The sequence below is a fragment of the Micromonospora aurantiaca ATCC 27029 genome, from assembly GCF_000145235.1.
GTDB classification, from domain to species: domain Bacteria; phylum Actinomycetota; class Actinomycetes; order Mycobacteriales; family Micromonosporaceae; genus Micromonospora; species Micromonospora aurantiaca.
This window is the reverse complement of the sequence record NC_014391.1, coordinates 3,827,438-3,853,556: the sequence shown is the minus strand read 5'-3', so window position 1 is coordinate 3,853,556 and position 26,119 is coordinate 3,827,438. Positions and strand designations below refer to the sequence as shown.

Sequence of the window (26,119 nt, the reverse complement as noted above, 5' to 3'; positions counted from 1 at the left end):
CTAGAGGGACGGGCGCGGTAGCGCACCGGTCGGCCGGACCGGTCGTGCCGCACGGCCTACACTCGGGCGTCGACCGGACGAGGGGGATCGGGGCGAGATGACGAGCACAGGCAGCGTGACCGCCTCCTGGCTGCGGCCGATCCCGCCCGGCGCCGCGCCGTCCCTGGTCCGTGCCGGCCACCTCGGCCACACCGGGCGGCGGCTCGGCGACCTGGTGCAGGGCCGCCCGCCCGGGGTCACCGGCAGCCAGTGGAGCACCGCCGGGCGGGCGTCGCTCGACCTGGTGGTCTGCGCGGCCGACACCGGGCTGCCGCGTTTCGCGGTGCGGTTCACCGTGCCCGCCCCCGACGGATCGGCCGCGCGACGGTCCGAACGGCTGACCGACGCGGTCTGCGTCGCCGTCGGCCTGCCGCTGGTGCGCGTCGAGTCGCCGACGCTGGGCGGCGCGGAGCAGGTCCGCCGGTTCGTCGAGTACGTGCTGGACGCGCGGGCGTACGCCGACGGCACCGACCCGGACGGCGGTGACACGGTCGGCTTCCGGGACATCATCGGCCGGCTGCCGGACGGCCGGCGCGGACCGGTGAACGACCTGGGCGCGCTGGCCCGGGTCGAGGCGGTCGAGGCGTACGTGGCGGGCCGGATCGCCGACCCGATCGTGCGCGGCCTGCACGTGCGCTGGACCGACGGTCCGGCGGAGGGCTGGGCCTGGGCCGAGGTGCGGCCCGGCCGTTGCCTGCTGGAGCGGGTACGGCTGACCTCGCGCGGTTTCTCCTGCGGCGTCGACCCGGGGCGGCTCGCCGAGGACCTGGCGGCTGTGGCGCTGGGGGAGCGGTTGCGTGACCTCGACGGTGCCGCGCCGTCCCTGCTGGACCGCGACGAGCTTCTCCGGCGGGTACGCGCGCTGGCCGCCCGGCGGGACTCCTTCGACGGCGGGTTCGCCTTCGATCACCTCTGCGCCGACTGAGCCGTCCGTCCTCGCCGGCGAGGACGGCGACTTTTCGATTTTTTTCCGATCTCCGGTTGAACCTTCGCCGACGGCGCTCCGTACCTCATCGGGAATGGACGCAGATCTTCCCCGCCGCGCCCGGACGGCGCGGAGACGGTGCGGAAAGGGCATCGTCGGCCATTGACGCGCGACTGAGCGTCGCAGTGATCTCACACCCCGAATTCGTCGGTCCGCCGGGATCACCAGTCAACTACCGGATCGTGAAGGAGAGCAATTCGATGCGCAGGTCCACACGGGCGCGCCGGTCATCCGGTAACGCGCGGAGCAAGCGGATGCTGGCGGTTGTCGGCACGCTCGCGGTCTTCGGCGGCATCGTCGCCGTCACCCAGATCTCGTCCGCCCAGGACCGGCGGACGACCACCCGCGCCGCCTCGGCGTCCTGCGTGCCCGCGAGCCCCGGGGCGACCGCCCCGGACGGCCAGGGCAGCACCACCCGTACCTGGCAGAACGGCCGCTGGGTCCGCAACCACTGGGGCGACGGGCAGATGTCGCCGGCCGAGTGCCAGCAGACCAACGCGGGCGGCGCGGGCGCCGGCACCCCGACCGTGGCCTGCCCGGACGTCCGGGGCCGGCTGCCGCAGGTGCCCGGTCAGGCCCGTGCCGAGGTGGACCGCACCCTGGCTCTGCTGGAGTCGCAGATCGCCGACGCGAACCGGCGGCTCGCGGCGGAGGGCCGCAAGGGCGGCGAGTTCATCAACAACGCGATCCTGCGTCCGCTCGCGGACAAGCGGACCGCGGCGCTCAACCGGATCGCCACCGCCATCGGCCGGGTCGCCCAGCGCCCGCAGGGCCTGGACCAGCTCGCCCAGTGTGCGGTGACCGACACCCCGCAGAACGGCGGCCAGAACGGCGGGAACAACAACGGCGGTCAGAACGGCGGCAACAACAACGGCGGTCAGAACGGCGGGAACAACGGCGGCGGGAACAACAACGGCGGCGGCCAGAACAACGGTGGCGGCAACGGCCTGAACGTGCTCGCCAAGGACTGCTCCGGCAGCCAGCTCCAGGCGCACGACGGCTTCCAGAACGGCAACCGGTGCGTGAGCACCGCGTTCGGTGAGGTGGGCGCCGCGGCGAACAACCCGTCGCTGCTGATCACGCAGTTCCCGAACCAGGTGCGGCGCAACCAGCCGTTCACCCTCCGGGTCACCACCAAGAACCTGGTGCGGGACCGCTTCCTCGCCGCCGGCCAGGGCGGCTACTACCTGGAGAGCTCGCTGCTCAACGGCCAGGGCCTGGTGCGCGGCCACTTCCACACCGCCTGCCGCATGCTCGGCAGCACCCGGCAGCCTCCGAACCCGCAGGACGTGCCGGCCTTCTTCGTGGCCACCGAGGACGGGCGGGGCGGCAACCAGCCGGACGACGTGCTGATCCAGATTCCGGGCCTGGCGCAGTCGGGCGTGGCGCAGTGCGCGGTCTGGGCCGGTGACGGCTCGCACCGCATCCCGATGATGGAGCGGGCCAACCAGACTCCCGCCATCGACGTGGTGCGCATCCGGGTCAACTGAGCGGGCGAACGGCAGCGGCCGTCCGGGGGACTCCTCCGGGCGGCCGCTGCCGTTCCCGCGTACGGGCACGGTGGAAGGTGATCCCGGAAGAAATTTCGTGCCGGCGGTATCCGGCCGGATGAAAAGCGCTGACCGTAGAAAGCCGATCGGGCCCCCGCCGATTTCTCAGCGTGACCCCGGGATGCCCGACGGTGAACCGGTGGCGGTCAGCGGTTCTTGTACGCCTCGACCACCGACACCGGGATGCGCCCGCGCTCGGAAATCTCGAACCCGTTCTTGGCGGCCCATTCCCGGATGGCGCGGTTCTGCTCGCGGTCCATTCCCGAGGTGCTCGGCCGGGCGGTGCGGCGGGCGCCGCGGGCGACCTCGGTCGCTCCCCGGCCGATTCGCCTGCCAGCGCTGATGTACGGATCCAGCGCCTTGCGCAGGACGCCCGCGTTCTCGTCGGAGACGTCGATCGTGTACGCCACGCCGTCCAGGCTGAACTCGACGGTCCGATCGGCCTTTCCGCCGTCGAGGTCGTCGGTCAGAACGGTGATTACTTTCCTTGCCATCGCCATTACTCCCTGTGTCGGGCGGGGTGTGGCTAAGAGTTTGACCTACCGCGCGGTAATTCCGCAACAATAGCCGACTGTTTCCATTCGGCGGGTCGCGGTAAAGGGCGCCGCCATTGGGTGCGGAGCGCGGGAACGCGGCCCTTCGTAGTGGCGTGGGTCACAACCCGGAACAAGGGGCACGTTTTGTTACTTGAGCCAGACACGCTCAACCAACGTGATGGCAGGTGTTCGATGGCAACTCTTCCGGTACTCCCACTGACCGACGCCGTCCTGCTGCCCGGGATGGTCATCCCGGTGACCCTCGACCCGACCACCCAGGCCGCCGTCGACGCGGCCCGCGCCACCGGCGACAAGGAACTCCTGGCCGTACCCCGCCTCGACGGCGAGTACGGCTCCGTCGGCGTGGTCGCCACGATCGAGAAGGTGGGCCGGCTGCCCAGCGGCGAACCGGCGGCGGTCGTCCGCGGTCTCACCCGCGCCCGCATCGGCTCCGGCGTGCCCGGCCCCGGCGCCGCGCTCTGGGTCGAGGCGACCGAACTCGACGAACCCGCACCGGCGGGCCGCGCCCGCGAACTCGCCCGCGAGTACCGCGCGCTCATGACCTCGGTGCTGCAGCAGCGCGGCGCCTGGCAGGTGATCGACGCGATGGAGCGGATGACCGACCTGTCCGAGCTGGCCGACTCGGCCGGTTACGCGCCCTGGCTCAGCCTGACGCAGAAGACCGAACTGCTCGCCGCGCCGGACGTCACCGCCCGGCTGGAACTGCTCGTCGGCTGGGTGAAGGAACACCTCGCCGAGCAGGAGGTCACCGAGCAGATCAACAGCGACGTCCGCGAAGGGCTGGAGAAGTCCCAGCGCGAGTTCCTGCTCCGCCAGCAGCTCGCCGCGATCCGCAAGGAACTCGGCGAGGACGAGCCGGACGGCTCCGCCGACTACCGCTCCCGGGTGGAGTCCGCCGACCTGCCGGAGAAGGTCCGCGAGGCGGCGCTGCGCGAGGTCGGCAAGCTGGAGCGGGCCAGTGACGCCTCACCCGAGGCGGGCTGGATCCGGACCTGGCTGGACACCGTCCTGGAGATGCCGTGGAACACGCGTACCCAGGACAACATGGACCTGGCCGCGGCCCGGGCCGTGCTCGACGCCGACCACGCCGGCCTGGCCGACGTGAAGGACCGCATCCTGGAGTACCTCGCGGTGCGCAACCGGCGCGCGGAGCGCAACCTCGGCGTGGTCGGCGGACGCGGTTCCGGCGCGGTGCTGGCCCTGGCCGGTCCGCCCGGTGTCGGCAAGACCAGCCTCGGCGAGTCGGTCGCCCGGGCGCTGGGCCGCAACTTCGTCCGCGTCTCCCTCGGCGGTGTCCGGGACGAGGCGGAGATCCGCGGTCACCGGCGCACCTACGTGGGCGCGCTGCCCGGCCGGATCGTGCGGGCGCTGCGCGAGGCCGGCTCGATGAACCCGGTCGTGCTGCTCGACGAGGTCGACAAGCTGGCCGCCGGCTACTCCGGCGACCCGGCGGCGGCCCTGCTGGAGGTGCTCGACCCGGCGCAGAACCACACGTTCCGCGACCACTACCTGGAGGTCGACCTCGACCTGTCCGACGTGCTGTTCCTGGCCACCGCCAACGTGGTCGAGGCGATCCCCGGCCCGCTGCTGGACCGGATGGAGCTGGTCGCGCTGGACGGCTACACCGAGGACGAGAAGGTCGCCATCGCCCGGGACCACCTGCTGCCCCGGCAGCGGGAACGGGCCGGGCTGACCACCGACGAGGTCACAGTCGCCGACGAGGCGCTGGCGCTGATCGCTGGTGAGTACACCCGGGAGGCCGGCGTCCGGCAGCTCGAACGCGCTCTCGCCAAGATCTTGCGCAAGGTCGCGGTCGCGCTCGCCACGGACTCCGCGCCGGTGCACGTCGACGCCGGCAACCTGGCCCGCTACCTGGGCCGGCCCAAGTTCACCCCGGAGTCGGCCGAACGGACCGCAGTACCCGGCGTGGCGACCGGACTCGCGGTCACCGGCGCCGGTGGCGACGTGCTGTTCATCGAGGCCACCACGATGGAGGGTGAGCCGGGGCTGACGCTCACCGGCCAGCTCGGCGACGTGATGAAGGAGTCCGCGCACATCGCGTGGTCGTACCTGCGGTCGAACGGGCGGCGCTACGGGCTGGACCCGAACGCGCTGGCCGGGCGGCGGATCCACCTGCACGTCCCGGCGGGCGCGGTGCCCAAGGACGGCCCGAGCGCCGGCATCACCATGGTGACCGCGCTGGCCTCACTGGTGACCGGGCGGCCGGTTCGGCCCGAGTTCGGAATGACCGGCGAGGTGACGCTCTCCGGCCGGGTGCTGCCCATCGGCGGCGTGAAGCAGAAGCTGCTCGCCGCGCACCGGGCCGGCCTCACCGAGGTGATCATCCCGAAGCGCAACGAGCCGGACCTGGACGACCTGCCGGCCGAGGTGCGGGAGGCGCTGACCGTGCACACCCTGTCCGACGTGGCGGACGTGCTCGCACTGGCGCTGCGCCCGGTCGAGATCGGCACGGAGTCGCTGGACGGTCCGGCGCTCGCCGCGGCCTGACGACCGTCGCCCCGGCCACCGTACGCACGGTGGCCGGGGCGCCGTCGTGGTCCGCCCCCTGTGGTCTCCACGCCGACCGGCACGGAAGCCGGTCGCGCCGGGCTCAGCGGCGGTCGCGCCGCTCGTAGCCCCGGTCGCGGCGCTCGCCCGGCCCGTCACCGTCCCGGTCCCGGCGTACCGTCGCCTTGCGTCCCTTGATGGTGGTGCCGCGCAGCCCCGCGATGATCTCGTCGGCGACCCCCTGCGGCACCTCGACCAGCGAGAACCGGTCGGCGATCTCGATCGAGCCGATGTCCCGGCCACTGATGCGGGTCTCCCCGGTGATCGCGCCCACCAGGTCCTGCGGCCGTACCCCGGCCCGGCGGCCCAGACCGATGAAGACCTGGGTGGTGCCGCCGGTACGCGGGCGCGCCGGACCCCGGCGCTCACCCCGCCCGCCGGCCTCCGGGCGGCCCTCGCGCGGACCCCGGACCGGAACCTGCGGGATCTCCTCCTCGTCGTCCGAGCCCGGCGACGTCGCCTCGTGCGCCAGCTTCACCGCCGCCAGCGCCACCTCGACCAGGTCGAACTCGTCGGTGAGCGACTCCACGATCGCCCGGTACGGGTCGAGGTCGTCCTCCAGCAGGCTCTCCCGCAGCGCGCCCTGGGTCAGCTCCAGCCGCCGGGTACGCATGTCCGCGACAGTGGGGATCTTGTCGATGGCGATCCGCTGGCCGGTGACCCGCTCGATGGTCTTGAGCATCCGGTGCTCACGCGGCTCGGCGAGCGTGATCGCCACACCCTCCCGCCCGGCCCGGCCGACCCGCCCGATCCGGTGCACGTACGACTCCGGGGCGGACGGCACGTCGTAGTTGACCACGTGGGTGAGCTGCTCGACGTCCAGGCCACGGGCGGCCACGTCGGTGGCGACCAGCAGGTCCGCCGTACCGGCGCGCAGCCGGCCCATCACCCGGTCCCGCTGCTCCTGGCTCATCCCGCCGTGCAGCGCCTCGGCCCGGTAGCCCCGGCCGTTCATCGTCTCGGTGAGCCGGTCCACCTCCTCCCGGCTGCGGCAGAACACGATCGCCGCGGTGGGCGACTCCACGTCCAGCACCCGGCCCAGCGCGGCCGGCTTGTGCGCCCGGGCCACGATGTACGCGCTCTGCCGCACCCGGGGCGCCTCCCCGGCGACGGGCCGCTCCCGCTCGATCCGGATGCGGACCGGGTCGGTCAGGTGCTGCCGGGCCAGCCCGTCGATCCGGGCCGGCATGGTGGCCGAGAACAGCACCGTCTGCCGGCCGGCCGGAGCGTGCTCCAGGATCGCCTCGATGTCCTCGGCGAAGCCCATGTCGAGCATCTCGTCCGCCTCGTCCAGCACCACCGTGCTCAGCGCGCCCAACCGCAGCGTGCCCCGGGCGATGTGGTCCAGCGCCCGGCCGGGCGTCGCCACCACCACGTCCACCCCGTGGTCGAGCGCACGCAGCTGCCGGCCGATCGGCTGCCCGCCGTAGATCGGCAGCACCCGGGCGCCCAGGTCCTTGCCGTAGCGGTGGAACGCCTCGGAGACCTGCACGGCCAGCTCCCGCGTCGGCACCAGCACCAGCGACACCGGGTCGCCGTCGGCCCGCCCCACCGGCATCCGCTGCAACAGCGGCAGCGCGAATGCGGCGGTCTTGCCCGTACCGGTCGCCGCCTGGCCCAGCAGATCCTGCCCGGCCAGCAACGGGGGGATGGCCTCCCGCTGGATCGGCGTCGGTTCCTCGTAGCCGAGCGCGGACAGCGCGCCCAGCAACTCGGTGCGCAGCCCGAGATCGGCGAAGGCGATGCCGTCCTCGGCGTCGGCGGGAAGGGCGGGGTCGGTCGGGGTCGGTGCGGCGTTCATGCGACAAGCTTTTCATCACCGCCGCGCGGCGGTCGCGGCGACCGGGTCAAACGTTCGCCGCGCCACCTGTGTGCCGTCCCCTCCGGGTGATCCGGCGTGGCCCCGTGCCCCCGCCGGATCACCGGGACAGGACGGCCAGCAGCGTGGTGAGGCCCACTCCGACGTCGAACACCGCGCACCACAGCGCGTACCCGCGCGGTACCACCGCGCCGGTGCGGTGGTACCAGCCGTCCCAGGCCGCGTGGACGAGCCAGCCCACCCCGACGAGCACCCCGGCGACGTCGGCGGACGCGATCATCGCCACGACCGCCAGGCCGCCCCACACGGCCGCCCCGGCGAGCTGCGCCGCCAGCGCGCGCCGGTCGCCCCACTGCCGCCGCCAGGTGCCGATCAGCAGGTAGCCGGCCGGCAGGACCAGCAGCGTCCACGGCGCGAAGACGCTGGGCGCGAACCACATGTCCACCGTCATGAGCAGCCCCAGCCCGGCGGGCCACCCGCGCGCCACGGCCGCGGCGACCGGGTGCCGGCGCGGCGGCGCGGTGGCCGTGTGCCGGTGCCGCAGCGCCACCAGCAGCATCGCCGGCACCATCAGCAGGTGGCCGCCGAGCAGCAGCGTGTCGTCCCCGACCCACCCGGCCCACCAGGGCGGGAGCAGCAGCAGGAACGGCACGTACATGGCCGCCGACATCTCCGCGGTGGCGGCCCGGCCGTCTCCCCGGTACCACATCCACGCGGCCATGCCCGCCGCCATGTTCGTCGCCATCACCAGCGCGCCCACGTCCGGCCGCGCCAGCACCGCCGCACCCCCCAGCAGGTTCCCGCCCACCTGCCACAGCGGCCCGAGCAGCACCATCCCGGCCACCATCGCCACCACCATCCCGGCCAGGTGCCGGGTCCGCGCCCACCCGGCCCACCGCCGGGGTACGCCCACAGTCATCTCCGTCATGCCCCGACCCTGCCGCCGCCCGGCGCACCGGAGAAGGCGCGTCAGTCATCGGGAAACCGTGCGGATCGCACGGTCCGGCCGTGACGTTTCTCGGGGGTGGGCGGGGCGCCGCACGCCCTAGGATCGGCGGGCATGACAGTCGATTCCGCTGACCACCGGCTGCGCCGGGCCCGGCGGGTCACCCTGCTGTCGCTGGCCACGAACGTGTGGACCACGGTGCTGCTGCCCGTCGTCGGCCTGGCCCGCGAGCCCGACCCGGTACGCGTCGCGCTGGGCGCCGCCGGGCTGCTCGGATTCGCGGTCGCCCAGATCGCGGTGCTGCACGCCGCGGTCACGCCGTGGCTGCCCGTACCGGCCCGTCGTCGCCGGCACGCCGCGCTGATCGCGGCGGCGCTGCTCAGCCTGCCGCTGCTCGGCCCGGTCGCGGCCGGAACCTGGCCCACCTGGGCGTGGCTGGGCGCGTCCCTGGTCGGCATGACGCCGCTGCTGTTCCGGCCCGTCGTCGCGGTGGTGGCGGCGGCCGGCGTCCTCGCGGTGTCGGCCGTCGTCACCTGGTCGACGGGCGGGCCGGTGACCACGGCGCTGCTGGTCACCGGCGTGGTGGGCGCCGGGATCGCCGCGCTCACCTGGGTCCAGGTCTGGTTCTGGGACCTGCTCGTCGAGGCCCGGCAGGGGCAGGCCGCCCAGGCGCGCCTCGCCGCCGCCGAGGAACGGCTGCGCTTCGCCCGGGACGTCCACGATCTGCTCGGCCACGACCTGACGGTGATCGCGCTCAAGGCCGAGCTGGCGGAGCGGCTGGCGCCGCGCGACGCCGGCCGGGCCGCCCGGGAGGCGGCCGAGGCCCGGCGGCTGGCCGGCTCGGCGCTGACCCGGGTCCGGGCGGCGGTGCACGGCTACCGCGCGGTCGACCTGGCCGAGCAGGCCGCGGCGGTGGGGGAGGTGCTGCGTTCCAGCGGCGTCCGCACGACAGTGGTCCCGCCCGCCGGTGAGGTGCCCGCGGCGGTCGCCGCCGACCTGGCCGCCGTGCTGCGTGAGGCCGGGACGAACGTGCTGCGGCACAGCCGGGCCGGCTGGTGCCGGATCGAGATCACCCGGGAGGACGGCGTGGTGACGCTGACCGTACGCAACGACGGCGTCCGCGACGACGCCGGACCGGACCGGCTCAGCGGCGGTCTGCGCGGCCTGGCCGACCGGCTCGCCCCGGCCGGCGGACGGGTTCGGGCCGATGCCGCCGACGGCGTGTTCAGCCTGGTGGCGACGGTGCCGGTGACGCCGTGATCCGGGTACTGCTGGCCGACGACGAGGAGCTGATCCGGCTCGCCCTGGCCGCGCTGCTCGACCTGGAACCGGACATCGAGGTGGTCGCGCACGCCCGCGACGGGCGCAGCGCCCTGGACGCGGCGCTTGCCCACCGCCCCGACGTCGCCGTGCTCGACCTGGAGATGCCGCCGCCCGGCGGCGTCGAGGTCGCCGCCGAGCTGACCCGGGCGCTGCCCGGCTGCGCGCCGGTGATCCTCACCGGACACGGCCGGCCCGCCCAGCTCCGGCCGGCGCTCACCGCCGGGGTACGCGGGTTCCTCGCGAAGGGCGCCCCCGGCGGCGCGCTGGCCGACGTGATCCGCCGGGTGCACTCCGGGGCGCGTTACGTCGATCCCGCGCTCGCGGCCGACGCGCTCACCCTGCCGGAGTGCCCGCTGACGCCGCGCGAGCTGGAGACGCTGCGGCTGGCCGAGCTGGGCACCCCGGTCGCGGTGATCGCCCGGCGGACCCATCTGGCCGCCGGAACGGTACGCAACCATCTCAGCGCCTGCGTGCAGAAGCTCGGCGCCGCCGACCGGGCGGAGGCGGTACGGCGGGCGCGCGAGGCCGGCTGGCTCTGACGTACGGGGCGTCGCGGGCGGCTGACGCCGACTAGCCTGATCACGTGCGGACGGTCGAACTGCTCTGCTCTCCCGAACTGGAAGCGGCGGTTCGCGCCGCCTGGGACCGGCTCGCCGCCGCCGGGCTGCCCAGCCTGGCCCGCAACACGCACCCGACGAACCGGCCGCACCTGACGCTCGCCTCGGTCGAGGAGTTCCCGCCCGGCGTCGAGCAGCGCCTGGCCGACCTCTGTGACGCGGCGCTCCCGCTGCCGGTGCGGCTGGGCCGGGTGGCGGTGCTCGACGGCAGCGCGCCACTGGTGTGGCTGGTCCGCCCGACCCCGCAGCTCGTCGCGCTGCACGGCGCGGTCTGGGACGTGCTCGCCGAGGCGTCCGGCGGGCACTCGTGGCACCAGCCCGGCCGGTGGGTGCCGCACCTGAGCCTGGCGCTGCGGTTCGGCGCGGCGGACCGGCGCCGGGCCCGGGCGGTCGCCGGGGCACATCCGCCGGCCGGGGCGTTCGTGGCGGCGCGCAGCTACGACGGCGACACCCGCACCATCAGCGAGCTGACCACCGCCTGCCCTCGTTCCGGCGGCTGAGCGGGGCCGCCCCCAGGGGAGGGGACGGCCCTGGACGTCAGCGGTGGAAGCGCAGGTAGTCGAACTCGGCGGTCACCGCTGGTGTGGCCCCGCCGTGCGCCACCAGCCCGATCCGCGGTGTCGTGTCCGCCGGGAACGTCCACACCGCGCCCCACGTCCAGTGCTTGCCGTCGCGGCTGGACCCGGCCCGGAACTCGTGCTCGCCGTTGACCGGGTCGACCCGGTGGGCCAGCCGCAGCCAGGTGGTGGTGCCGGGGGTGCCGACGATGCTGCCGCCGTACACCGGCTGACCGGCGAACGGCAGCTCGTAGCCGTACTCGACCTGACGGGTGTTCCAGATGGCCACCTGGGTCAGCCGGGCGAACCGGTCGTCGTCGACGTACGCGACCAGGCCCGCCTGCTGGTAGTTGCGCACGCTGTCCTCGCCCAGGTCGAGCGTCACCTTGGTCTCGGCGACGTAGTTCCCGGCCGGGGCGTCGCGCAGCAGCACCCCTGCGGTGTTGCCGGCCCCGGACAGGTCGGCGTCCTGCACCGGCCAGCGCAGCGCGCCGCCGGACACGGTGGCGGCCGGGTCCGGGCGTACCCACCGCCACGCCGGGTCGAGCCCGCCGGTGAACTCGTCGGAGTAGCCGCGCAGCACCGGTCCGACCCGGGGGTCGGGGACGGTGTGCCGCGCCGGACGGTACAGCCGGACGGCGCTGACGTTGTCGAACTCGGCCGGGCCGCCCTCGGCGCGCACTGACAGCTCACCGGCGCCGGGGCGGGGCAGCCGCAGCGACACCTGGGCGACCGGGTCGCCGAGGCGGGACGGGCTGAGCGTGGCGACGAGCTGCCGCCCGCGTACCTCGATGGCGAGATTGTGGCGGTCGCCCAGGTCGAGGCCGGGGGGCAGCACGGTGGTCGCGGCGCCCGCGCTCAGCCGGCCGCGCCCGACGCGGACGTCCACGCCGTGAAGCCGCAGCCCGGCGGTGGCCGCGCCGGTCAGCCGCAGGTCGGTCTCCGCGCGCAGGTCACCGCCGATCCGGGTACGCGAGGTGAGCGTGCCGCTGCCGGTCAGCACCCCGCCGGCGGCGTGCCAGCGGCACTGTTCGGCCCGCCAGCCGCGCAGGTCGGCGGTGGCGAAGCGCGCGTCGACCGGGCCGGTGGTGACCGGCGCGGGCCGGATGCTGTCGGAGGGACCGGCGCCCGCGTTGACTGTGGGCCACCCGTCGATCCAGTCGAGCCGGTCCAGGAGCATCGGCCGCTCGTTGACGCCGAACGGCTCGTCCAGGTACGGGTCGGCGCGGTCGATGGCGTGGTAGGCGATCCAGTCCTGCCCGGACAGGTCGGTGAGCACCGCGTTGTGCCCGGTGCCGATCCAGCGGTTGCCGTTCTGGGTGAGCACCGGTGTGCCGCCGGCCCGGGACACGTCGAGGCGCTGCCCGTCCCGGTCGGTGAACGGGCCGCGCGGGTCACGGGACCGGCCGACCTGGACGGAGTAGCCGGTGGCCGGCCCGGCGCAGCAGTTCGCGGTGGACGCGAACAGGTAGTACCAGCCGTCGCGGCGCAGCACGTACGCGCCCTCGAACTTGTTGTCGATAGCGACGGGCGTGGGCGTGCCGACCGCGCGCAGCCCGTCCGGGGACAGCTCGGTGACCGATATGCCGCCGTAGTAGCTGCCGTAGTAGAGCCAGTGGCTGCCGTCGGCGCCGGTGAGCTGGCTGGGGTCGATCGTCCACAAATAACCGCCGCCCCCGCCCGGTCGCGGCGCGACCACGGGCGTGTCGGCGAACGTCCACGGCCCGGCCGGGCTCGGCGCGGTGGCCACGCCGACCGCGGTGTCGAACGTGTCGTCGGAGACGCCTGTGTCGGTGACCGTCACGTACATCACCCACCGGCCGGCCACCCGCCGCACGTCCGGTGCCCAGAACGCGGCGCCGGGAGCGGCGTAGGCGGGCCGCTGGTCCGGGGCGAACGCGTCGCCGGCGTAGGTCCAGTCGACCAGGTCGGCGGAGCGGGCGATCGGCACGCGATGCGTGCGGCCCTCGCCCTCGCGCAGCGGGTCGGAGGTGCCGAAGGCGTACCAGAGTCCGTCGTCGCCGCGCACCACGACCGGGTCGGCGAAGGTGTCGGCGAACCCGGCGGAGACCGGGTTGCGGTAGCGGTCGGGCCCGGCGGCGGACGCGGGGGCCGCGCCGGCGAGCAGAAGCGTGAGTACGGCGGCGAGCGCGCCACCGCGGCGGAGGTGTCCCATCGGGCCTGCCCTCGGGGATAGACGGAGGTGCGGTGCCACCGTTTCTACAACGTTGGAGAGAGTGCTGTAAAGAACCCCCTGACCGTTCGGCGCGGCCCGAACCGTGCCCGTGTCAGCATGGGCCGATGACCACCGGTGCCGACGGCCGCGGACTCGCCGGGTTCGCCGCGCTGCTCGCCGACCCCACCCGGGCCGGCTTCTGCCTGGCCCTGCTCGACGGCCGCGCCTGGACCGCCGGGGAACTGGCCCGCGCCGCCGGGGTCGCCGCGTCCACCGCGAGTGACCACCTCACCCGGCTGGTCGCCGGTGGCCTGCTCGTCGAGCAGCGGCAGGGCCGCCACCGGTACGTCCGCCTCGCCGACCCGGGCGTCGCCCAGATCGTCGAGGACCTGGCCGCGCGGGCGCCCGCACCGGCGACCCCGCCCCGCACGTTGCGCGCCGCGTCGGCCGGCGCCGCCCTGGCGTACGCCCGCACCTGCTACGACCACCTGGCCGGGCGGCTCGGCGTGCTGCTGCACGACGCCCTGCTCGACCGAGGCGTCCTCGACCGCACCGGCGGCCTCGCGCTGACCGGGGCCGGCATGACCTGGCTGGACCGTCTCGGTGTACCGGTCGAACCGCTGCGCGCCACCCGGCGACCCCTGGTCCGCGACTGCCTGGACTGGACCGAACGGCGCCCGCACCTGGCCGGCGCGGTCGGGGCGGCGTTGTGCGGGCGCTTCCTCGACCTCGGCTGGACCGCGCGCGGCACCGGCCGGGCGGTACGGCTCACCGCCACCGGGCGGGACGCGCTGGCCGAGGCGCTCGCCGTCGACCCGGCGCTGCTGGCCCCGCCCGCCTCCCGCGACACCGGCCCGGCGCGCGCCTGACCCGCCCGTGCCCCGCGGCACCCGTCCCGCCCGCGCCGGGCCGCCGGATGTGCCCGGCCGGATCGTTCGGTTCGGGCCGAACTGTCGGCGCCCTACGGTCGGACGATGGATTCACCGACGATCACGGCTGCTCCGGGCACACCGCCCTGCGGGCCGCCGACCTCGGACGACGGCGGCTGGGTGGTCACCCGGTACGCGGACGTCGTCTCCGTCCTGACTGATCCCCGCTGCGTGGTGCCGCCCGCCGAGCAGGCGCCGGAGGGCGGCCTGGCATGGCTGCGCGCCTCGGTGAGCCGGTTCAGTCCGCCGGACCGGCATGCCGCGCGGCGAGCCGTCGGGGTGGCGGCGCTCGACCCCCTCGACCCGCGGGAACTGCGTGTGGCCGCGGAACGGCTCACCGGGCGGATCCTCGACCGCGCCGCGACCGGGGACAACGGCGGTGACCGGGTGGACGTGACCGGTGACCTGGCTCGGCGCGTACCCCTCGTGGTGCTGGCGGAGCGGCTCGGCCTGGCCGACCCGGCGGCGGCCGTCGCGGAGGTGACGGCGGTGGCCGCCGCCTACCACCCGGGCGCCGAACCGGCGGCGGTGCGGCGGGCGGACCGGGCGGTGGCGGCGCTGCTGGCCATGTCGCCGCCCGCTCCGGCCGAGGTGACAGCGAACCGGCTCGGGCTGCTGGTGCAGGCCGCCGACGCCACCGCCGGGCTGATCGTGGCCGCCGTCCGGCACGGGCTCGCCGCGCCGGACGGGCTCGGGACCGACGCGCTGCTCGCCGAGGTGCTGCGCCTCGACCCGCCGGTACGGGTCACCCGCCGGGTCGCCGCCGACCCGCTGAGCCTGGGCGGCCAACCGGTGCGCGCGGGGGAGCGGCTGCTGCTGCGGTTCGACGCCGCCAACCGCGACCCGGCGGCCTTCCCGGAGCCGGACCGCTTCCGCGCCAGCCGGGCGAACGCCGCGCTGACGTTCGGCGCCGGTCCCCGCGGCTGCCCCGGGCAGCGGCACGCGCTCGCCCTGGCCGCTGGCGTGGTCGGCGTGCTGCGCCGCCGCTGCCGTCCCGCCCGCCCGACTCCTGACGTTCCGACGACCCGACTCGAGGTGATCCTGCGATGACCGACCGGTACCGCGCGTTCCGGGAGCTGCACCGGCCCGGCGACCCGTTGCTCCTGCCGAACGCCTGGGACCACGCCTCCGCCGCGGCGCTCGCCGCCCGGGGACATCAGGCGATCGGCACGACGAGCCTGGGCGTGGCGGCGGCGGCCGGGCGGCCGGACGCGGTCCGCGCCACCCGCACCGAGACGCTGGAGCTGGCGTACCGGCTGCGGAACCTGCCGGCGCTGCTGACTGTGGACGTCGAGGACGGCTTCCACGACGACCCGGCGGAGGTGGCGCGCTTCGTCGGCGAGCTGGCCGCGCTCGGCGTGGTCGGCGTGAACGTGGAGGACGGCCGCCCGGACGGGCGCCTGGCCCCGGCGGAGCACGTCGCCGCCGTGATCGCGGCGGTCCGCGCCGCCGTACCGCAGATCTTCGTCAACGCCCGCACCGACGCGTGGTGGCTGGGCGTGCCGTCGCCGCTGGACGAGGCGCGGCGGCGGGCGGCGCTGTTCCGGGCCGCCGGGGCCGACTGCCTGTTCGTGCCGGGCGCGCCCGACGAACTGGTCGGTGTGCTCGCCGCCGAGGCGGGGTTGCCGCTCAACGTGCTGTACCGGCCGGGCGGCCCGGACCTGGCCGCCCTCGGACGGCTCGGCGTGGCCCGGGTCAGCACCGGCTCACTGCTGTTCCGGGCGGCCCTCGGAACGGCGCTGCGCCTGACCGACGCGATCGGCGCCGGGCGCGACGCGGGCCTGCCGGCACCGCCCACGTACGAGGAGGTGCAGGCGCTGGTGCCACCGTCCGCCACCTGATCGGGCGCATCGGGGGAGATGGGGCGATTGCCGCCCTCTCGGCTCATTACGGTGTGTGCAGGCCCAATCACGCCGTGTCCTGACCGAGAGGGGACGGAGACCATGCGAGTGCCCAGCCGCAGCCCCGGTCGCCAGCCCGGTCCCGCCGTCACGTCCACCGCTCCCGCCCGGCGGGTGCCCGCCGGTGGCCGGCGCGCCGGCACCGAGCCGGACCTGTCCGCGTACCGGGCGGCGGTGGCGGAACTCCTGGTCGAGGTGGGCGCGCTCGCCGACGCGCCGTCCACCACCGCCCGCCAGTTGCTGCTCGACCAGCGGCTGCGCGAACCGGCCATCGCCGCCGTCCTCGACGCCACGCCGCAGGGCCTGATCGGCGCCCGGGAGACGCTGCTGCTGGAGATGGCCCGCTACCAGCCCAACGCGCGCAGCTCGGCGCAGGACCTCACCGCGCTGGTCCGCATCTACCTGCTCTCCCGCGTCGATGTGCTCTGGTGGCGGGACAGCCCGACGTTCCTCACCGACGACCAGGTCCGCACCAGCACCGAACTGGTCGACCTGGAGTGGCTGCGCCGCCGCGGCCTGATCGAGTTCCGCTACCAGGAACAGCCCGCCACAGTGGTGGGACGCGGGCTGCGGGCGGTGCGGCGACGGGTGCGCCCGGACGCCACCCCGCGTACCGCCGGGCTGCTGTTCCGCCGGGCCCGCCGCGAGATGATCGCGTTCCTCAACGACCTGGCCCGGGAGTTCACGGCCGTCGCGCCGGACGGCACGCCGCCGCTCTGGGTGACCAGCCTGGCCCGCAGCGCCGAGCACCAGTACCGGCTGCGCCGCCTCGGGTACGCCGCGATGGTGCCCAGCGGGCACTGCCTCGGCTGGGCCGCCGACGTCGAACTGGAGTGGTACGACCGCTTCGGCGCCCGCCCGGCGCTCGCCGGGCTGCTGCTGGCCCGCCAGGACGCCGGCGAGGTGAACGTGGTCGACGAGGGACAGGCCTGGCACGTGTGTCTCGCCCCGGCCGCCCGTCGCCGGTACCGGCGGGCGTACGAGTCCGAGATGGGGGTGTGACCCGGTGTGCGGCATCGCGCTGAGCATCGGCCCCGAGGCGGATCCGGCCACCTTCCGGCGGATGCTCGTCGCGCTCGCGCCGCGCGGTGAGGTCACCGAGACCCGGCAGGAGAACGGCCTGCTCGCCGGCGTACGGCGGCTGAGGATCGTGGACCGGGAACGGTCCGTCCAGCCGTGGATGTCGCCGGACGAGCGGCACCTGCTCTGCTTCAACGGCGAGATCTTCAACCACCACGAGCTGCGCGCCGAGCTGACCCGGCTCGGGCACCGGTTCCGCACCACCGGCGACACCGAGGTGGTGCTCACCGCGTTCCGCCAGTGGGGCGAGAACGCGGTCCGCCGGCTGCGCGGCGAGTACGCGTTCGTGATCGTCGAGCGCGACACCGGCCGGACGTACCTGGCCCGCGACCCGCTCGGCGTCAAGCCGCTCTACTGGTCCCGCCTGCCCGGCTGCCTGCACCTCGCCTCCGAGGTCAAGGCGCTGGTCGGACACGGCGCGCCGATCGGCGAGGTGGCGCCCGGGCACCACGGCTGGGTCGAGCCCGGCCGCCCGGTCCGGGTCGGTCCGCACGTCGATCTGCTCACCCTCGGCGACGGCCTGCCGGTGATCGACGACCCGGACGAGGCGGCCCTGCTGGTCCGCGTCGCGCTCACCGACGCCATGCGCGCCCGGCTGGACACCGACCTCACCGTCGGCGTGGTGCTCTCCGGCGGTCTGGACAGCTCACTGGCGCTGCTGCACGCCCGGGAACTGCACCCGGACTGCGTGGCGGTCACCATCGGCGTGCCGGAGAGCCCGGACGTCGCGTACGCCCGGCGGCTCGCCGCCGACCTCGGCGTACCGCACGAGGTGATCGAGCTACGGCCCCGCGACATCCGGCTCGCCGACGTGCGCGAGGCGATCCGGGTCTCCGAGCTGACCGAGTACGGCGACATCATCAACGCGGTCGTCTCGGTGCCGATCTTCCGGCGGCTGCGCGAGCTGGGCGTCCGGGTGGTGCTCACCGGCGACGGCTCGGACGAGCTGTTCGGCGGGTACCCGATGTACCACCGGGTCGGCCCGGAGCGGTCCCGTCGCCTGTTCCTCCACAAGATCCGCAACCTGTGCCGGACCGAGCTGCAACGGGTGGACCGGGCCAGCATGGCGCACGGCGTGGAGGCCCGGGTGCCGTTCCTCGACCTCAGCGTCGTCGAGCTGGCCATGCGGCTGCCGCTGGACGTCAAACTGCGCGACGGGCAGGAGAAGTGGGTCGTCCGGCGGGCCTTCGCGGACGTGCTGCCCTCCTACGTCCGGCAGCGGCCGAAGAACCCGATGTCGTACTCGTCCGGGCTGCACGAGCGGGCCCGCCTCTACAAGCCGCTGTTCGCCCGGCTGCACCGCTCCTTCGGCTACGACCTTCTGGAACCGGTCCGCCGGGACTTCGACAGCGTGCTCACCCGCTGCGGCAACGACCTCGACCGGGCCATCGCCGAGGGCATCGCCCGGCCCGACTACACGGTGCTGGAACACGCCCGGGACCTGGTCGGCGCGGCCCGCTGGAACGCCGCCCCGATGGTCCGCCGGCTGGTCAACCCGCGCCGCACCCGAGGCGACGAGGCGCCCCTGCCCGGGTGAGCCCGGTCAGCGTCGCAGGTCCACGTCGGCGGCCATGCCGGAGACCGGGTCGACGCAGTGCACAGTCGGGCCCGGACGCAACCGGGCGTCCGAGGCGTACCGCCGGGCCAGCTCCCGCCCGGCGGCGGCGTCGCCGCGGTCGGCTGCCACCAGCAGCGCGGCGACCTCGTCGACGAGCGTGAGGTCGGCACCGGTCAGATCCTCGGTCATCGCACCGAACCCGTCCCAGAGCAGCACCTCGTCCTTGTGCCGGTGGGCCAGCTCCAGCAGCACGTAGTCGTGGACGAGCCAGTCGCCCCGGATCGGCAGCGACGGGTCCACGCCGTAGGTGCCGGGGTCGATCCGGCCCGCCCGGTACGCCAGCCACACCCGGGCCGCCGAGTCGAAGTGCCCCGCCTCCGGGTCGATGTCGTAGCCGTCGAACGGCCGCTCGACGGCCGGGTCCAGCTCCGGGTCGGACCAGACCCAGCGTTCGCCGTCCCACCACTCCGCGAGCACGTGGTCGTGGTGCCAGTCCGGGGAGAAGTAGCTCACGAACCCGATCCGGCTGCGGGCCGGGATCCCGTGCTGGCGCAGCGCCGCGACGGTGAGCAGCGTGTGGTCCCGGCAGCAGCCGGCGACCCGCTCGACGGCCGGGCGTTCGGCGGTCAGCGGCAGCGGGAACCGGGACTGGTCGGTGTCGAGGATGCGGTCCAGCCAGCGCAGGTTCACCTCGGCCCGGCGGACGTCCGGCAGCTCCACGCCACCGGCGCGGTAGTGGACGATCACGTTGCGGGCGGTCGCCGCGACGGTGGGCAGGTCGGCGGGAACGGCGTCGAGCAGCGCCGCGTGGTGGCGGGGATCGCTGTACGGGGAGTGGGTCCGGTAGTCGTCGACGTCCATCCGGTCATTGTCGGCGCCGGATGCGGCCCGCGGGTGCCCGCTCGGTGCGCATTTTCGCGGTACCCGAACGCCAGGTCCGATCACCGCCAGCGCCGCGGTCCGGGCCGCGCCAGGCTGGGACCGTGACGACCACCCGTACCGCGTTTCTGATCCGCCCACTGCCCGCCGGGACGCTCGCCGAGCTGCGTCGCACCGGCCGCGACGCCACCGGGCAGCCGCCCGAGCACCGGCGCGCCACCGGCGGCGAGCCGCTGCGCTGCTGCCTGCGCGACGCCCGGCCGGACGAGGAGCTGCTGTTGTTCGGGTACGCCCCGCCGCTGCCGCCGGGCCCGTACCGGGAGGTGGGGCCGGTGTTCGCACACGCCGCCGGCTGCGCCGGCCCGGACGACGTGACGGCGTACCCGTCGCAGTGGCGCGGACGGGAGCAGGTGCTGCGCGCGTACGACAGCCGGGGCCGCATCGTGGGCGGACGGCGACACGACGGCGGCGACCCGGAGGCGGTGATCGCGGAGCTGTTCGCCGACCCGGCGGTGGACCAGCTGCACAGCCGCAACGTGGTGTACGGCTGCTGGATGTTCGCGATCGTGCGGAGTTGACCGAGTCCCGGATGGACATCGGCGGACGCCTCTTCTAGCGTCGCAGTCATGCGGAGGACCCTCATCGCCGGCGGGCTCGCGCTGCTCCTGCTCGCCACGGCCTGCGGGGAGAGCCGCCGGTCCGGCCCACCGGCCGCGGCCGGCTCACCGACCGCGTCCCGGCAGGACCCGGCGCAGGTCGAGCGGACCCTGGCCAGCCTCCGCAAGATCGACGACCTGCCGATGTACGAGATGACGTACGACGGCGACTACGACCCGACCGCCGGGCTGGCCGGGTCCACGCCGCCGAGCCCGTTCGGCTGCTCGCTGTTCGCCGCGCTGGCCGACCGGGACCGGCCGCTGTTCGCCCGCAACTTCGACTGGGAGCCCAATCCCGCGCTGGTGCTGCGCACCGACCCGCCGGACGGGTACGCCTCGATCTCCCTCGTCGACATCTCCTACCTGGGCGTGTCCGCCGACCCGACCGGGGACCGGCGGCTGCTGGACGCGCCGCTGCTGCCGTTCGACGGCATGAACGAGCGGGGTCTCGCGGTCGGGCTGGCCGCCGACGACGGGGCCCGCGCCGAGCCGGTGCCCGGCCTGCCGAAGGTCGGCTCGGTGCGCATCCTGCGCCTGGTGCTCGACTCGGCCGCCACTGTGGACGATGCGGTCGCCGTGTTCCGGCGTTACAACCTCGACTTCGACGGCGGGCCGCCGCTGCACTACCTGCTGGCCGACGCGACGGGCGCGTCCGCTGTGGTGGAGTTCGTCGACGGGAAGCTCACCGTGGACCGGCGGCAGGGCCCGTGGCAGGCGCTGACGAACGTGCCCGCCGTCGGCGTGCCGGACCGGGAACTGCGCCAGGACCACAGGTACGGGGTGCTGGCGAAGGAACTCGACCGTACCGGCGGGGTGGTGGACGCGGCCGGTGCGCTGCGGCTGCTGAACGCGGTACGCCAGTCGCACACCCGCTGGTCGGTGACGTACGGGCTGCGCAGCGGCGAGGTGCGGGTGGTCACGGCGGGCGGCGGCACCCGCGACTACCGGCTGCCGATGAGCGACTGACCACGGCTGCGGCGCCGCGCCCCCTCAGACGATCGGCTGTCGATACCTGGCGGCGAGCGTGGGCAGGTCCGGCTCGCCGAACCGCTCGACGAGTGCCGCGAACCGGTCGACCTTGTCCGGGCCGAAGCGCCGCACGGCGACCGCGTAGGAGGCGGCGGAGACGAACGCCGGTGGCGTGGTCTTGCTGTGGAACTTGTCGGCGTACATCACGAGGTGTTCCTCGGCGGTGACGGCCGTGTAGTCGGCGGCCGGGATCGGCAGGCCCTGCCGGCGCACGTCCGCCCGGGTGATGCCGACGCCGGTGTGACGGGAGCAGAACCGGGCGATCACCTCGGGCAGCCCTGCCTCCCGTGCCAGCGCGTGGCCCAGCACGCCGTGCCGTACGTAGTTCCGCTCGTCGAGCCGCCCGGCCTCGTCGTAGAGGCGGTAGACCCCGATGTCGTGGAGCAGGCTGCCGGCCCGCACGAGGGCGGCGTCCGCGTCCGCACCGCTGCTGTCGAGCAGTTGTCCGGCGATGTCGCACACGATCCGGCAGTGCGTCCAGACGAGGTGCAACGCCTCCCGGGACGGCGCGAGCCGTTCGTGCAGAGCCCGGATCCGGGCGTCGCTCGGCACCGCCGTCCGGTCGTCGATCGTCACCGGCATGTGTCCGTTTCCCTCCCGGGACAGCACCGGGCCCGGCGCCCCCGTGAGGGGAACGCCGGGCCCGGCCACGGTCAGCGGGTCACCAGCTCAGGTAACCGGCCTGCGTCTGCACGTTCAGCTCGGGCACCAGCAGGAACTGCGCCAGCCAGGTGCGCGGGTCACGCAGCTCCAGCACGTCCAGTCCCTTCTGGATGTCGCTGGAGTAGATGTGGCCGTTGTACCAGTAGGCCGACCAGGACCCGCCGGTACGCAGCTGCGAGGCGTCCAGCGGCCCGCGCTCCCAGTAGGCGATCTCCTTGGGCTTGCGCGAGTCGGTGAAGTCCCACACCGAGATGCCGCCCTGGTACCACGCCTGGACCATGATGTCGCGGCCGGGCACCGGGATCAGCGAGCCGTTGTGGGCCACGCAGTTCTCCGTGTCCGCGTTGACGCGGGGGATCTTGTAGTAGCTGCGGAACTCCAGCTTGCGGGCGTCACCGCGGCCGGTGATGTCGTAGATGGCGTCCGCGCCGCGGTTCGGGCCGACCACCTCGTTGCAGGTGGCCGCGCCACCGCCGCCCAGCTCGTCGGTGAAGACGACCTTGGTGCCGGCGTTGTTGAACGTGGCCGAGTGCCAGAACGCGAAGTTCTCCGCGTCGGTGACCCGCTCGATCACCCGGGGCGCCTCGCGGTTCTTGATGTCCAGCAGGACGCCGTCACCCATGCAGGCGCCCGCGGCCAGGTCCTTCGACGGGTACGCGGTGATGTCGTGGCAGCCGGTGGTGGCCGACGACTGGCCCGGGATGCCCGGGTAGCCGCCGTCCGGGAAGAGGTTCGGCGTGGCGACCACGGAGGCCGTGGTGGGGTTCTTCACCGGCACCTTGACGATGGAGATGGAGTCGTGCGGCGGCTGGCAGTCCGGGAACTCGGCCCGCGGGCTGTACGAGGAGACGTACAGGTAGACGTTCCGCTTGTCCTTGCCGGGCACCAGCGTGTGGGTGTGCGAGCCGCACGCCGTCTCCACCGACTTGATGTAGCGCGGGTTGCGCTTGTCCCGGATGTCGAAGATCTTGATGCCCTCCCAGGACTCCTTCACCGACGCCGGCTGGCTGGTGCTGGCGCAGGAGTCGTCGCTGCGGGAGGAGTCGGTCGACAGGAACAGCAGGTTGCCGTGGACCGAGATGTCGTTCTGTGAGCCGGGGCAGAGCACCTGGGACACGATCGCCGGGCGGCTCGGGCGGGAGACGTCGTAGACGACGAACCCGTCGTAGTTGCCGACGAACGCGTACCGCCCCTGGAAGGCGATGTCGGTGCCGAGGGCGGCCGTGGTGTCGAACGGCGCCTGCTTCGGCAGGTTCGCCACCTGGCGCAGGTTGGGGCTGCTGGAGATCTCGTCGACACCGGGGACGGCGTTGTCCACGGTGGCCGGCGCGGCCTGGGCGCGGGGGATCTCCTGGGCGCTGCTCGGCGGCGCGGTGACGACGCCGGCGAGCAGCAGGCCGGCGGCGGCCAGGCTGACGATCCGGATACGAGACGTGCGGATGTTGATCATCGGCAACACCCTTCGAAAGGGGGTCATGATTCGCCACACCTTACCTATTGGAGACGGCCATCAATGTGACCTGGGTCACACTGGGGAACTTTCGTCTATGGATAGGATCGCTGTCACCTTGACCGGAGGAGGCGTCGTATGACCAGCCGGCAGGCGCGCGTGTGGGTGGGCGTCACAGCACTGGTGACCCTCGTCGTGGTCGGGGCGCTCGCGCTGACCGGGCGCGAGGACGCCCGTACCCCGGAGGCTGCCGGAACCGCCGCGGCGGCCGCGCCGAGCGCGAGCGCCGCCGCGTCGGCGCCGCCGGTGGTGGTCCCGGGACGCCCGGGGGAGCCCGCCGCGACCCGCCCCGCCGAGCAGGTCCGGGGCGCCACCACGCCGCGGTGGAACAGCCTCGACGTCTGGTACGTCCGGATGATGATCCCGCACCACGAGCAGGCCCTGGAGATGGCATCGCTCGCGCCCGAGCGCGCCGCCGACGCGCGGATCCGTGCCGTGGCCGAGCGGATCCGCGCCGCACAGGGCCCGGAGGTCGGCCTGCTGCGCGCCTGGCTCAGCACCCGCGACCTGCCCGCCGACGTGCCCGGGCACGACCACGGCAGCATGCGCGGGATGCAGTCCGCCGAGGCGATGCGGCGGCTCGCCGACGCCCGCGGCGCGGCGTTCGACAGGCTGTTCGTGCAGATGATGTCCGACCACCACCGGGGCGCGATCGTCATGTCCACCGACCTGCTGAAGGTCGGCGTCGACCAGCCGATGCAGGAGTTCGCCACCTCGGTGGCGGTCGAGCAGTCCGCCGAGATCACCCGTATGCAGGCCCTCCTGACCCCCTGACCTGGAGCGAACGGGGGAGGGCACAAGGGCGGGCCTAGGCTGGGGGATCGTGAACCGCCTGATCCTCGGTCCTCCGCTGCGGGGTGTCGCGTTCGACGCGGCCGTCTGCGGGCTCGTCGTGTTCTTCGCGCTGTCCGGGTACCTCGCCGGGCAGACCGGGCGCTCGGCGCGGACTGAGCACCGCCGCCCGGACACGGACGAGCCGGCTCCGCCGTGGGCGGGGCCGGCTCGTGGGTGCGTGGGTCAGGGCTGCGTGGCCGGCTGTCCGCCGGTGTCACCGCCGCCGGTGCCGGTGCCCGGGTCGGCGGTGGTCGGGTCCGGCGCGGGCGGCGTGGTGGGTGCCGTCGTCGTGGGCGCGCTGGACGGCGTGCTGCTCGGCTCGGCCGACGGGGCCGGCTCGTCCGTCACGCTCGGCTGCGCCGACGGGGTCGGGGAGGAACTCGGCGTCACCGAGGGTGTGGCCGACGGCCGGCCGCCCGGACCGACCGGGCGGTAGGTGTACTCGTCGTCCGCCGACGGCTCGTCGGCGACCGGCTCCGCGGCCGGATCGCTCGGCGCCACCGCGGGCGCCGTCTTGTCGATCTTCGTGGCCGGTTCGGCCGTGTCGTTCGCGGCGGCCACGAGCGCGCCCAGCGCGCCCATCGCCACCAGCACCGCGCCCAGCGCACCGACGAGCGTGCCGCGCCGGCCCCGCCGCCGCGACGTCGCCACCGCGGCACCCGGGCGGACCGCCGGCTGGTCGTCCCGCGACCGCGCCTGGCCCGCCGCACCGCGCAGCGCCACCGTCGCGGTCGGCGAGTCGGTACGCGCGGCCCGCGCCGCGTCGGCCATCGCCGCCGCGCTCGGGTAGCGGTCGGCCGGATCCTTGGCCAGCGCCCGCGACACCAGCTCCCGCACCGACGCCGGGATCTCCGCCGGCAGCTCCGGCGGCTCGTCGTCGAGATGGCGTACGGCCACCTGGAGCGGGTTGTCGCCGGTGAACGGCGGGCTGCCGGTGAGGCAGCAGTACGCGACGGCGCCGAGCGCGTACACGTCGGTGGCGCCCGAGACGGGCCGCCCGGCGGCCTGCTCCGGCGCCATGTAGAGGGCGGTGCCGGGCACCGCGTTCGTGCTGGTGATGCTCGTGACGTTGGTCGAGCGGGCCACCCCGAAGTCGACCAGGACCACGGTGCCGTCGTCCTGCACGAGCAGGTTGCTCGGCTTCACGTCCCGGTGGACGATGCCCCGGCCGTGCGCCGCGTGCAGGGCCTGCGCCACTTGGGCCACGATCGACATGGTCTCGGCGACCTCGAGGCACCCGGCGGTCTCGATCCGCCGCGACAGCGGCTCACCGGCGACGAACTCCATCACCAGGTAGTCGGCCCGGCCGCCGCTGGGCAGGTCGTCCTCACCGCAGTCGAAGACCTGCACCACGCCGGGGTGGCGCAGGGAGGCCATGATCCGGGCCTCGGAACGGAACCGGGCGATGAAGTCGGGGTCGGACACCAGGGCGGGAAGCAGGACCTTCACCGCGACCGGGCGACCGAGGACAAGGTCTGTGGCACGCCAGACGTCGCCCATGCCGCCGGTGGCGACACGGTCATCAAGGCGGTACCGACCGCTGAGTACGACGTCTGAGGACAGCACCCCCATACCGTACCCACAGCAGGCCTGAAGTATTTCCCGCGATATCGGCGGCCGGTCCGGCCGGCCGTTCGGCCGGGTGTCCGGCACCCGGGACGCCGATCGGCTGATCGTGATCGACCCGGTACGATCGGCCAGAAAGCGACGCGCCCCCGCGCTCCCGGCCCGCCGTACCGGCGGGGGTCCGATCCGGGGAGCGTCACGCCCGCCGTCGGTGTTACCCCGACACGCCGGTGGCGCAGGTAGACATTTCTCTCTGTTTCTCCGCCGTGCGGAGGCTTGCCGACGCATCCCGCCCGCCCCGGCGTCGGCCCGACTCCCGGCCGCCCCCGGACGCCGGTACGGTATGTCCCGCCGACGCCCGTGCTGCGCGCGGCAGT

The 26,119-nt window shown here is 74.6% G+C and carries 22 protein-coding genes; 14 read left to right on the top strand and 8 right to left on the bottom strand.

Going from position 1 to position 26,119, the window contains the following annotated elements:
- Positions 1 to 97: 97 nt before the first annotated feature.
- The gene (locus MICAU_RS17105) at positions 98 to 964 is read left to right on the top strand and encodes a PDDEXK family nuclease (protein ID WP_013286587.1); all 867 of its coding nucleotides are present in this window, start codon (positions 98 to 100) and stop codon (positions 962 to 964) included.
- 314 nt (positions 965 to 1,278) lie between these two features.
- Complete coding sequence (locus MICAU_RS17100; protein WP_013286586.1) at positions 1,279 to 2,514, top strand: hypothetical protein; 1,236 nt, start codon at positions 1,279 to 1,281, stop codon at positions 2,512 to 2,514.
- 206 nt (positions 2,515 to 2,720) lie between these two features.
- On the opposite strand, the gene MICAU_RS17095 is transcribed toward MICAU_RS17100, so the two are convergent.
- Entirely contained in the window at positions 2,721 to 3,068 is a 348-nt protein-coding gene (locus MICAU_RS17095; protein ID WP_013286585.1) for a histone-like nucleoid-structuring protein Lsr2, read from the bottom strand.
- 234 nt (positions 3,069 to 3,302) lie between these two features.
- Between MICAU_RS17095 and lon the strand changes: the two genes are divergently transcribed.
- Positions 3,303 to 5,639 carry an endopeptidase La gene (lon, locus tag MICAU_RS17090; RefSeq protein WP_013286584.1) on the top strand — a complete coding sequence of 779 codons (2,337 nt, stop codon included), beginning with the start codon at positions 3,303 to 3,305 and terminating at the stop codon, positions 5,637 to 5,639.
- A gap of 103 nt (positions 5,640 to 5,742) precedes the next feature.
- Here the strand turns inward: lon and MICAU_RS17085 are convergent, their stop codons facing one another.
- Positions 5,743 to 7,500, bottom strand: coding sequence for a DEAD/DEAH box helicase (locus tag MICAU_RS17085; protein WP_013286583.1), 1,758 nt, complete (start codon positions 7,498 to 7,500; stop codon positions 5,743 to 5,745).
- 118 nt (positions 7,501 to 7,618) lie between these two features.
- Positions 7,619 to 8,446 (bottom strand): hypothetical protein, encoded by an 828-nt coding sequence (locus tag MICAU_RS17080; protein WP_013286582.1) that lies wholly within the window; start codon positions 8,444 to 8,446, stop codon positions 7,619 to 7,621.
- A 132-nt stretch (positions 8,447 to 8,578) separates the two neighbouring features.
- On the opposite strand from MICAU_RS17080, the gene MICAU_RS17075 reads away from it, so the two are divergent.
- Genes MICAU_RS17075 through MICAU_RS17065 form a run of 3 tightly spaced genes read left to right on the top strand, consistent with a single transcriptional unit; the run spans position 8,579 to position 10,904 of the window.
- Complete coding sequence (locus tag MICAU_RS17075; protein WP_013286581.1) at positions 8,579 to 9,724, top strand: sensor histidine kinase; 1,146 nt, start codon at positions 8,579 to 8,581, stop codon at positions 9,722 to 9,724.
- Positions 9,721 to 10,326, top strand: coding sequence for a response regulator transcription factor (locus tag MICAU_RS17070; protein WP_013286580.1), 606 nt, complete (start codon positions 9,721 to 9,723; stop codon positions 10,324 to 10,326). The genes MICAU_RS17075 and MICAU_RS17070 overlap by 4 nt, the downstream gene beginning before the upstream one ends.
- A gap of 44 nt (positions 10,327 to 10,370) precedes the next feature.
- On the top strand, positions 10,371 to 10,904 hold the full coding sequence (locus MICAU_RS17065; RefSeq protein WP_013286579.1) for a 2'-5' RNA ligase family protein: 534 nt from the start codon (positions 10,371 to 10,373) through the stop codon (positions 10,902 to 10,904).
- A 37-nt stretch (positions 10,905 to 10,941) separates the two neighbouring features.
- Here the strand turns inward: MICAU_RS17065 and MICAU_RS17060 are convergent, their stop codons facing one another.
- Positions 10,942 to 13,137 carry a glycoside hydrolase family 43 protein gene (locus MICAU_RS17060; protein WP_013286578.1) on the bottom strand — a complete coding sequence of 732 codons (2,196 nt, stop codon included), beginning with the start codon at positions 13,135 to 13,137 and terminating at the stop codon, positions 10,942 to 10,944.
- Positions 13,138 to 13,262: 125 nt separating this feature from the next.
- Here MICAU_RS17060 and MICAU_RS17055 point away from each other — a divergent pair, with 125 nt between their 5' ends.
- From MICAU_RS17055 to MICAU_RS17035, 5 genes are all read left to right on the top strand, one after another.
- Positions 13,263 to 14,006, top strand: coding sequence for an ArsR/SmtB family transcription factor (locus tag MICAU_RS17055; RefSeq protein WP_013286577.1), 744 nt, complete (start codon positions 13,263 to 13,265; stop codon positions 14,004 to 14,006).
- Between the two features lie 105 nt (positions 14,007 to 14,111).
- A complete protein-coding gene (locus MICAU_RS17050) occupies positions 14,112 to 15,116 on the top strand; it encodes a cytochrome P450 (protein WP_244879613.1) in 1,005 nt (334 codons plus the stop codon).
- A complete protein-coding gene (locus MICAU_RS17045) occupies positions 15,113 to 15,907 on the top strand; it encodes an isocitrate lyase/PEP mutase family protein (RefSeq protein WP_013286575.1) in 795 nt (264 codons plus the stop codon). Before MICAU_RS17050 ends, MICAU_RS17045 begins: the two co-directional genes overlap by 4 nt.
- A 102-nt stretch (positions 15,908 to 16,009) precedes the next feature.
- Entirely contained in the window at positions 16,010 to 16,969 is a 960-nt protein-coding gene (locus tag MICAU_RS17040) for a hypothetical protein (RefSeq protein ID WP_013286574.1), read from the top strand.
- Positions 16,970 to 16,973: 4 nt separating this feature from the next.
- Positions 16,974 to 18,584: an asparagine synthetase B family protein gene (locus tag MICAU_RS17035; protein WP_013286573.1), complete on the top strand. Its 1,611-nt coding sequence runs from the start codon at positions 16,974 to 16,976 to the stop codon at positions 18,582 to 18,584.
- A gap of 6 nt (positions 18,585 to 18,590) precedes the next feature.
- Here MICAU_RS17035 and MICAU_RS17030 read toward each other — a convergent pair whose 3' ends face one another.
- The gene (locus tag MICAU_RS17030; protein WP_013286572.1) at positions 18,591 to 19,466 is read right to left on the bottom strand and encodes a transglutaminase domain-containing protein; all 876 of its coding nucleotides are present in this window, start codon (positions 19,464 to 19,466) and stop codon (positions 18,591 to 18,593) included.
- Between the two features lie 122 nt (positions 19,467 to 19,588).
- On the opposite strand from MICAU_RS17030, the gene MICAU_RS17025 reads away from it, so the two are divergent.
- Complete coding sequence (locus MICAU_RS17025) at positions 19,589 to 20,062, top strand: DUF1203 domain-containing protein (protein ID WP_013286571.1); 474 nt, start codon at positions 19,589 to 19,591, stop codon at positions 20,060 to 20,062.
- A 48-nt stretch (positions 20,063 to 20,110) separates the two neighbouring features.
- Positions 20,111 to 21,106 carry a carcinine hydrolase/isopenicillin-N N-acyltransferase family protein gene (locus tag MICAU_RS17020; RefSeq protein ID WP_013286570.1) on the top strand — a complete coding sequence of 332 codons (996 nt, stop codon included), beginning with the start codon at positions 20,111 to 20,113 and terminating at the stop codon, positions 21,104 to 21,106.
- 24 nt (positions 21,107 to 21,130) lie between these two features.
- Here MICAU_RS17020 and MICAU_RS17015 read toward each other — a convergent pair whose 3' ends face one another.
- Together MICAU_RS17015 and MICAU_RS17010 are read right to left on the bottom strand one after the other, a co-directional pair.
- Positions 21,131 to 21,751: an HD domain-containing protein gene (locus MICAU_RS17015; RefSeq protein WP_013286569.1), complete on the bottom strand. Its 621-nt coding sequence runs from the start codon at positions 21,749 to 21,751 to the stop codon at positions 21,131 to 21,133.
- A gap of 79 nt (positions 21,752 to 21,830) precedes the next feature.
- A complete protein-coding gene (locus MICAU_RS17010; protein ID WP_013286568.1) occupies positions 21,831 to 23,282 on the bottom strand; it encodes an LVIVD repeat-containing protein in 1,452 nt (483 codons plus the stop codon).
- A 138-nt stretch (positions 23,283 to 23,420) separates the two neighbouring features.
- Between MICAU_RS17010 and MICAU_RS17005 the strand changes: the two genes are divergently transcribed.
- Entirely contained in the window at positions 23,421 to 24,116 is a 696-nt protein-coding gene (locus MICAU_RS17005; RefSeq protein ID WP_013286567.1) for a DUF305 domain-containing protein, read from the top strand.
- A 243-nt stretch (positions 24,117 to 24,359) separates the two neighbouring features.
- On the opposite strand, the gene MICAU_RS17000 is transcribed toward MICAU_RS17005, so the two are convergent.
- Positions 24,360 to 25,748, bottom strand: a complete 1,389-nt coding sequence (locus MICAU_RS17000) for a serine/threonine-protein kinase (protein ID WP_013286566.1) — start codon at positions 25,746 to 25,748, stop codon at positions 24,360 to 24,362.
- Positions 25,749 to 26,119 lie beyond the last annotated feature (371 nt).

Excerpts from the sequence above, each read along its gene's own strand:
- MICAU_RS17105 (WP_013286587.1), top strand. The coding sequence starts at position 98 with ATGACGAGCACAGGCAGCGTGACCGCCTCCTGGCTGCGGCCGATCCCG.
- MICAU_RS17100 (WP_013286586.1), top strand. The coding sequence starts at position 1,279 with ATGCTGGCGGTTGTCGGCACGCTCGCGGTCTTCGGCGGCATCGTCGCC.
- MICAU_RS17095 (WP_013286585.1), bottom strand. The coding sequence starts at position 3,068 with ATGGCAAGGAAAGTAATCACCGTTCTGACCGACGACCTCGACGGCGGA.
- lon (WP_013286584.1), top strand. The coding sequence starts at position 3,303 with ATGGCAACTCTTCCGGTACTCCCACTGACCGACGCCGTCCTGCTGCCC.
- MICAU_RS17085 (WP_013286583.1), bottom strand. The coding sequence starts at position 7,500 with ATGAACGCCGCACCGACCCCGACCGACCCCGCCCTTCCCGCCGACGCC.
- MICAU_RS17080 (WP_013286582.1), bottom strand. The coding sequence starts at position 8,446 with ATGACGGAGATGACTGTGGGCGTACCCCGGCGGTGGGCCGGGTGGGCG.
- MICAU_RS17075 (WP_013286581.1), top strand. The coding sequence starts at position 8,579 with ATGACAGTCGATTCCGCTGACCACCGGCTGCGCCGGGCCCGGCGGGTC.
- MICAU_RS17060 (WP_013286578.1), bottom strand. The coding sequence starts at position 13,137 with ATGGGACACCTCCGCCGCGGTGGCGCGCTCGCCGCCGTACTCACGCTT.
- MICAU_RS17055 (WP_013286577.1), top strand. The coding sequence starts at position 13,263 with ATGACCACCGGTGCCGACGGCCGCGGACTCGCCGGGTTCGCCGCGCTG.
- MICAU_RS17050 (WP_244879613.1), top strand. The coding sequence starts at position 14,112 with ATGGATTCACCGACGATCACGGCTGCTCCGGGCACACCGCCCTGCGGG.
- MICAU_RS17045 (WP_013286575.1), top strand. The coding sequence starts at position 15,113 with ATGACCGACCGGTACCGCGCGTTCCGGGAGCTGCACCGGCCCGGCGAC.
- MICAU_RS17040 (WP_013286574.1), top strand. The coding sequence starts at position 16,010 with ATGCGAGTGCCCAGCCGCAGCCCCGGTCGCCAGCCCGGTCCCGCCGTC.
- MICAU_RS17030 (WP_013286572.1), bottom strand. The coding sequence starts at position 19,466 with ATGGACGTCGACGACTACCGGACCCACTCCCCGTACAGCGATCCCCGC.
- MICAU_RS17020 (WP_013286570.1), top strand. The coding sequence starts at position 20,111 with ATGCGGAGGACCCTCATCGCCGGCGGGCTCGCGCTGCTCCTGCTCGCC.
- MICAU_RS17015 (WP_013286569.1), bottom strand. The coding sequence starts at position 21,751 with ATGCCGGTGACGATCGACGACCGGACGGCGGTGCCGAGCGACGCCCGG.
- MICAU_RS17010 (WP_013286568.1), bottom strand. The coding sequence starts at position 23,282 with ATGATCAACATCCGCACGTCTCGTATCCGGATCGTCAGCCTGGCCGCC.
- MICAU_RS17005 (WP_013286567.1), top strand. The coding sequence starts at position 23,421 with ATGACCAGCCGGCAGGCGCGCGTGTGGGTGGGCGTCACAGCACTGGTG.
- MICAU_RS17000 (WP_013286566.1), bottom strand. The coding sequence starts at position 25,748 with ATGGGGGTGCTGTCCTCAGACGTCGTACTCAGCGGTCGGTACCGCCTT.